The organism is Staphylococcus sp. EG-SA-14 (genome assembly GCF_017151935.1).
Lineage (GTDB): Bacteria > Bacillota > Bacilli > Staphylococcales > Staphylococcaceae > Staphylococcus > Staphylococcus aureus.
Genome location: NZ_JACVZM010000113.1, coordinates 1 through 246 on the forward strand (window position 1 = coordinate 1; position 246 = coordinate 246).

General features: G+C 34.6%; 2 pseudogenes. One reads left to right on the forward strand and one right to left on the reverse strand.

The window, feature by feature from the left end:
* A pseudogene (locus IDG63_RS14860) lies at positions 1-127 on the reverse strand (hypothetical protein); the annotation flags it as partial.
* Between IDG63_RS14860 and IDG63_RS14560 the strand changes: the two are divergent.
* Positions 114-246: pseudogene (locus tag IDG63_RS14560) on the forward strand (thiamine pyrophosphate-binding protein); the annotation flags it as partial. The pseudogenes IDG63_RS14860 and IDG63_RS14560 sit on opposite strands and share 14 nt — an antisense overlap.

A 246-nucleotide genomic window follows, 5' to 3' on the forward strand; every position in this document is an offset into this window, starting at 1 on the left:
TTTCACTATCATAAACTTTTAGGAATGGGTAGTAAATAATAATATCTACAACAATCAAAGTAATAGCTAGAACGAATGACCATAAACCAAAACCTGTACCCATGATAATGCCCAATGGACCTGGTGTAAGTAATTTAACTACTGGATTATTAACCGCAACATCTGAAGGGGATCCTGTATTAGCGTTAGGTGGCCAAGTGAAACGTAATGATTTATTACGATTAACGCATCAAAGTATTGATAATG